Consider the following 6,533-nt stretch of genomic DNA (forward strand, 5'->3'; position numbering starts at 1 on the left):
AAGACGGGATCGCCCGGGACGAAGCCGGTCCCGCACCACTGAGTTTCGGCGGCCACGGACCTTTGGTCCGGGATCATGTCTAGTGCATGTCGCCCAAAAGTGACCTCGGTTTTGGAGAACGACATGCATGAAAACAAAGACCTAAAGCGGGTCGTCTGAATCCGTTCAGACGCGACACGCTCTAGAAGTCCTGCAACTCACAGGAACTCTGTTCGAAGAAGCGCGACACGATCGGCTTCCAGCTGCTGTCGGGGACGAAGGCACGGATGACGAAGATGCCTTCCTCGATCGGCGCTTCGACGAAGATCGCCCCCTGAAGATCCTCTGGAAGGTCCTTGCGCACGTCGATCATCTGCGCCGGCGTCAGCACCACGGCATCCAGAACGCCGCCGGTCGCTGTGTGGTCGTTGAAGGAATAGATGTTGTGGCCGCTGCGGTCATAGACCGACACCGACCAGAACGGGACATGTCCAGGTGCCTTGACGCGGACCAAACCTTCGCCCAGGTCGAACCGGCACGCCGTTGCATAAAACAGCGGGTCGACGGATTTCACCACGGGCGCCCCACCGGCCTCGGCATCGAGCCGCGTCATCTTGTAGAGATCCGAAGCCATGGACAGCCGCGACCAGGCGTCGCGTTCGGAAAATTCAGGCACCAGAAGCAGCACGGCGATGTGCACAATGCCGGCGCCGAGCAGGCCGAGCAGGACGGCATGCAAAAGTCTGCGCATCGCCGCATAAAAACTACGCATCGCAGCCGACCTTGACGATCCGCGGCAGCGAGACGTCCGACAGGCCCGTGCTGCTGGCGATTGGCGTGTCGTAGAAGGTCAGCACGAAATACATCCTGCCGAAGCCGTCTGTCAGCAGCCAATTGCCGGGCATCGGGTGATGGCCGGCGGAAATGATCACCGAATTGTCGGGCTGGCGCACCACCCCGTAGGATTGCAGCGCCGCCAGCCGGGATTTGCCGGTCTCGACCACGCTGAGCGACTGGTCGGCGGCGTAGAGCGTCCAGAACCGCGCCGTCGGAAATCCGCCCTCGATGGTGTAGGTGCATTCGCGCTTGAGCTCGGCGCCGCCCGTGTCTCGCTCGGCGACGAAGGACAGCCCCTCGGCACGGCCGAGTGCAAGCACGCCCTCGCGCGCCACGCGAGCCTTGGAATAAGGATCGGCGGACGGCGTGCCGATATCGGGAAAGGCTGTCCATTGACCGATCCGGATGGCGCCGACGCCATCCTGGACTTTCAGCGCATACCAGACGCTGCCGCCACCGCCGATGATGGCTATGGCAAGCGAAAGCAACGTCAGGAAGGCAGTTTTGAGCATGAAGGGCCGGGGACACCGAAGAGTTGCCGCTCGGGGATATCGCGGCGCAGGGCCTTGTGGCAAGCGGGCCGATGTAGAATTGCAGCCGCCTCTTCCTTCTCCACCTGCGGGAGACGGTGGCCGAGCGAAGCTCGGTCGGATGAGGGGTGTTCCAGCTTCGCAAGGACGGTGATCCGGCCAGCACCCCTCAACCGTCTCGGCGCTGCGCGCCGATCCACCTTCTCCCACAGGTGGAGAAGGAAGAGGCGCGCCATCACAGCGCCGACAGCGTCTCCGGCGGTTGAGGCGTATTGAGGACGGGCGCCGACTGGAACAGGCTGGTCATGTCCCGCAGCGTCTGCGTCGTGCGGCTGGACAGCACCGGCGGCCGTTCGGCGGCTGCATCGGCCACCGCCTGCGCGTCGCTCTTCTTCTGTGCTTCCTCGGCTTTGGCAGCGATCTCCTCGTCGACGAAGGGCTTGTCGATGCCCGGGATCGGCTTGAGGTCGATGTTCTGGTGCGCATAGACCATCAGGCGCTGCCATACCATCGCAGGCAGCGAGCCGCCGGTCATGTTCTTGGTCGGCGTGAAATCGTCATTGCCCATCCATACCGCCGCCGTGTAGTTGCCGGTGAAGCCGACAAACCAGGCGTCGCGGTAGGATTGCGTCGTGCCCGTCTTGCCGGCGACGACGATGTTGGGAAGTTGGGCCCGCCGCGCCGTGCCCATCACCGGTACTGCCGCCAGCATGGTGTTCATCGATTTCAGCGCCTGCTCCGACAACACCCGGTGTGGCGGCGGCGCATCCTTGGCGAAATCATAAACCACCTCGCCGGTGCGGGTGACGAGTTGGCTGATGCCGTGCCGGAAGCCGACGAAACCGTTGTCGGCGAACACGCTGTAGCCCGTCGCCTGGTCCATCACCGTCATGCCCGAGGTGCCCAGCACCATCGTCTTGTGCGCTTCGAGCGGCGATTCCACGCCCATCGCCTCGGCCATGGCCTTGATCGGCCCGATGCCAAGGTGATCCTTGGCCAGCCGAACCGGCACGGTGTTGATCGATTTGGCCATAGCCATGATCAGAGTTACATTGCCCGCCGATCCGCCGCTGTAATTGTGCGGCGACCAGGACCCCCAGCTGATCGGGCCGCCGGAGATGATGGAGTTGGGCGTGAAGCCGTGTTCCATCGCCGTTGCATAGACATAGGGTTTGAATGACGAGCCGGTCTGGCGCAGCGCCTTGGTGGCGCGGTTGAACTGGCTGGCGCCATAGTCGCGGCCGCCGACGATGGCGCGCACGGCGCCGTTGGTCTCGATGACGACGACGGCACCTTCGGTGACGTTGTACTCCTTGCCGAACTGGCGCAGGTGGAACTCCACCGATTCTTCCGCTGCCTTCTGGATGTTCGCGTCGAAGGTGGTGTGGGCAACAAGCGAGTGCTGGCCCGGTTTGGCGATCTTCTTGACCTCGTCGAATGCCCAGTCGAGGTAATAGTCCGGACTTTTCTGCTCGCCGCGGTCGACGACATCGGCCGGATGCAGCCTTGCCTGCAGAACCTGCCCCTCGGTCATGAAGCCGGAATCGACAAGGTTGGACAGCACCACATTGGCGCGTGCGCGCGCTGCCGGCAGGTTGATGTGCGGCGCATATTTGGTCGGCGCCTTGAACAGCCCGGCCAGCATCGCCGCCTCGGCGAGGTTCAGATCCTTGACGCTCTTGCCGAAATAGAAATCGGCGGCCGCCTCGATGCCGAACGTACCGCCCCCCATGTAGGCTCGATCGAGATAGAGCTGCAGGATTTCCTTCTTCGACAGATTGGCCTCGAGCCACAGCGACAGGAAGGCTTCCTTGATCTTGCGCTCTAGCGTGCGCTCATTGGTGAGGAACAGGTTCTTGGCCAGCTGCTGGGTTATGCTCGAGCCGCCCTGAACGACGGAATTGGCCCGCACATTCTCGAAGATGGCGCGGGAAAGGCCGAGCACATCGATGCCGTAGTGATCGAAGAAGCGGCGATCCTCGGTAGCAAGCACCGCCTTGATGACGTGATCGGGCATCTCGTCGACCGGCACGGAATCGCGCTGGATGATGCCGCGCTGGCCGATCTCGTTGCCATAGCGGTCGAGGAAGGTGACGGCGAAGTCGCCCTGGGCGCGCCAGTCGCCGGCCGTATCCTGGAAAGCCGGAATGGCCAGCGCCAGCATCACCACGATGCCGCCGGCGCCGAGCGTAAAACCTTCGCTCAACACTTCGATGATGCCACGGCGCCAGCCGTTGACGCGGAAGCGCCGCGAGAAGATCGTCGCCGATTCCCAGAACTCGCGCGCCTTGAAGCCGATCTCGTAGAGCGAGGAATCGATCCACGCGTCGAGCGCCAGCAGCCGGGCGGCGATCGGACCTCTTCTCTTGCGCGGTTCGGGACTGGCCATTCGGAATCCGGCTAGCAATTGCACGACCTGAGTACCGCAAACCGGCAATTTCAGGGCGATGCATTCCGCAAGACTATTCCTCCATTTTTCCAGCACTCACAAGGGCAGCGAAGACACAGTATCGGGTTTGTTGCTGAGGGGCGAGCCGGCTCAGGCCGGTTCGCGCTTCAGCGCCTGCGCCATGCAGTGGATGCCGCCGCCGGTCTTCGAAATCTCGCTCATGTCGACGGCCGCGACCTCGAAACCGCGGGCCTTGAGCTGGCCGATCAGCGACTGGCTGGAGGTCGGCGCGATCACCCGGTCCTTGCCCAGCGACATGAAGTTGCAGCCGAGCGCCATCGTGTCCTGGAACGGCACGTCGATGATCTCGTGGCCTTTGCCCTTCAGCCAGTCGACAATGCCGGGCTCGGTGCAGGCAAGGCAGACGGCGGTCAGTTTTTCGGCGATCGGCACCACCATCAGGTCGATATGGACGTAATATTCGTCGATGAAGGCGATGCGGGTTTCCCAGCCTTCCTTGTCGAACCAGGCCTGCACCTGGCGCGCACCTTCCTCCTGCGTGCGCGCGCCGCCGCAGCCTATCAGCACGACGCCATCCTCGATGACGTTGAAGTCGCCGCCCTCGAACGTACCAGCCGTGACCATGTCGTAGATCGGGATGCCGAGTTTTTCATAGGTGCGGATCGCGGCATAGTTCTCGCCGCGCCGCCACCAGTTGGCCATGGCGGTGATGAAGGCGCCGTAGGGCGTCATGACGCTGGAATCGCGGGAATAGACCTGCATCGGCAGCTCGGGCGTCGGCTCGTGCCAGTGGATGTTGACGCCGAAATGCTCGTAGGCGGCGACCAGGTCCTTGTGCTGTGCTTGTGCGATCTGCACGTTGCAGGGCGCCTCGCGCAGGTGCTTGCGCGACAGCGAGCTGGTCGACAGATGACGCAGGAAATTGGGCGAGCCGAGCAGGACGTCGGTCAGCACGTCGGTCTCGTTGGCAAAACCCCAGGCGGTCAGCGGCTTGGTGCCGCCGGCGGGGTTGCGGCGCTGCAGCGAAAACGGCTCGGCGACAATGCGGTCATGAACGGTCATGGGATGCTCCTCGTGAGGTGACTTGGGGGTGTCTGATTGCTCGGTATCCACCAGTCGCGTCCACGCGGGGTGGTGACATATTCTGGCCAGCGAAACCCGATCGGCGGCTCGTAGTCGCAAAGCGGTGCGATCCAGTTCGAACCGCCGATGCCGCCGCCGGTGCGGGTAACGAACTCGTCCATCGCCGCCTCGCGGGCAGTCTGGTCTTCCAGCAGGCGAAGGGCGGCAAGCGCAATCGTGCGGGAGGCGCAGGCCACCATCGGGTCGATCGTGGCCGAAATACCGCCCAGCGCATTCATCACCCAGGCTGGATAGGGATAGCCGGTCTCCGAACGCAGCGCCGGGCGGGCGACATAGAAGCGCGCCGTCGGCGTATGCCAGCTCATGTCGGTGTAATCGTCGGAGGTCGAATTGACCTGCGAGGGCGGCAGGTCGCGGCGCAGGATCGCTTCCGCCGCCTGCGGCTCGATCAGGCGCTCCAGCTCTTCGATGAACGGCTCGTCGCTCGCCATGCGCCCGGCATTGACCTGCATTTCGCGCGCGACTGCCTTGGCGTCTTCGTCCCAGCGCGGCGGCCCGACCGCCGACAGCGCTTCATAGGCGATCTCGGCCATGGCATGATTGGCAAGTCCCGGTCGTGACTTCGACACCCAATGCCGCTCGGTGCGGCAATCACTCATCGCTGCCGCCGCCTCGGCATTGCGGTCGAGCACCGCGGTGACCTGCTCGGCCATGGCAAGCGTCGGCACGCGGATCATGTACTGAATCTCGGCCAGCCCCGCCGGCAAATTGTCGGCGGTCGCTTGCCCCGCCGTCAGGATCGCCTCGCTGATCGACCAGCCGCCCTGGTGAGGCAGCATGGAATCGCGCAGAGCCTTGGAGGCCATGTACATCATCATCAATGCGTCGTTGGCGCCGGGCGCGCGCGCCGCCGAATGTGCTTGCGGAATGGGTGCAGCACCCGCAGCCAGCGCCCAGCGCTCCGGTTGGTCGCAGATGAAGCGATAGATCATCGCGTAGGCCGCGCCGCAATGCGTGTCCCAGCGCGCCGTGTTGCAGAGCGGCAGCATGTAGAACGGATGAAAGGAGATCATGCCGGCAAGGCCGTCATAATAGCCCTTGGCGGCATGGATCGGCTTTGACCCACGCACCTTTTCCGCCGGCTCGCCGGTGAAGCGCAGCGTGCCTGATATGCCGTGGCGCTGCATCGCGGCCTTGGTCGCCAGCAGCCCGCCGAGGCTCGAAATACCCAGCCCGGAATGCGGGTCGGTGTGGCCGCCGGCCTGGTTGCCAAGTCCCCGGCGCGGACGCTCGACCGTAGCGGCATCCTGGCAATTGCCCGGCACCGCGTCGTATTCGGCGTACATGCCGATGGTCGGGCCGGGGCCGTTGGTCCAATGTGCGCAGAAGGCGGTCGGCATGCCGCCGGAGCCTTCTTCGACAGAAAAGCCTTCGAGTTTCAGTCGCTCGACATACCAGGCGGCGGATTGATATTCCCGCCACGCGGTCTCGCCGTAATCGAAGATGATGCGTGTCCACGCGGACAACAACGGCTGGATGCCGTCGAGACAGGCAAGGGCGGTTGCTTGCGCCGAGGTGGCCACCGGTTTCTCCATGGCATGAGAAGAAAGCAGTGAAGCGGTTCGCTAAAAAGTGATATGTTTTCCCGGTTCGTGCAAATTCGGTTCACCTGAGGTTCCTTGCGTATACCATCC

Annotated in this window: 5 protein-coding genes; all 5 read right to left on the minus strand. The window is 63.7% G+C overall.

Annotated elements, in window-relative coordinates:
- Positions 1–181 precede the first annotated feature (181 nt).
- The 5 genes from EN994_RS13255 to EN994_RS13275 all read right to left on the minus strand — a co-directional run bounded on the left by EN994_RS13255 (position 182) and on the right by EN994_RS13275 (position 6,434).
- Entirely contained in the window at positions 182–751 is a 570-nt protein-coding gene (locus EN994_RS13255; protein WP_013532652.1) for a DUF1254 domain-containing protein, read from the minus strand.
- A complete protein-coding gene (locus tag EN994_RS13260) occupies positions 744–1,328 on the minus strand; it encodes a DUF1214 domain-containing protein (protein ID WP_013532651.1) in 585 nt (194 codons plus the stop codon). Before EN994_RS13260 ends, EN994_RS13255 begins: the two co-directional genes overlap by 8 nt.
- A gap of 253 nt (positions 1,329–1,581) precedes the next feature.
- Complete coding sequence (locus EN994_RS13265; protein WP_127307578.1) at positions 1,582–3,735, minus strand: penicillin-binding protein 1A; 2,154 nt, start codon at positions 3,733–3,735, stop codon at positions 1,582–1,584.
- Positions 3,736–3,885: 150 nt separating this feature from the next.
- Positions 3,886–4,818 carry a dimethylarginine dimethylaminohydrolase family protein gene (locus EN994_RS13270; RefSeq protein ID WP_013532649.1) on the minus strand — a complete coding sequence of 311 codons (933 nt, stop codon included), beginning with the start codon at positions 4,816–4,818 and terminating at the stop codon, positions 3,886–3,888.
- Positions 4,815–6,434, minus strand: coding sequence for a hypothetical protein (locus tag EN994_RS13275; RefSeq protein ID WP_063167697.1), 1,620 nt, complete (start codon positions 6,432–6,434; stop codon positions 4,815–4,817). Before EN994_RS13275 ends, EN994_RS13270 begins: the two co-directional genes overlap by 4 nt.
- Between the last annotated feature and the right edge of the window lie 99 nt (positions 6,435–6,533).

The sequence above is a fragment of the Mesorhizobium sp. M7A.F.Ca.CA.002.09.1.1 genome, from assembly GCF_003998555.1.
GTDB classification, from domain to species: domain Bacteria; phylum Pseudomonadota; class Alphaproteobacteria; order Rhizobiales; family Rhizobiaceae; genus Mesorhizobium; species Mesorhizobium ciceri.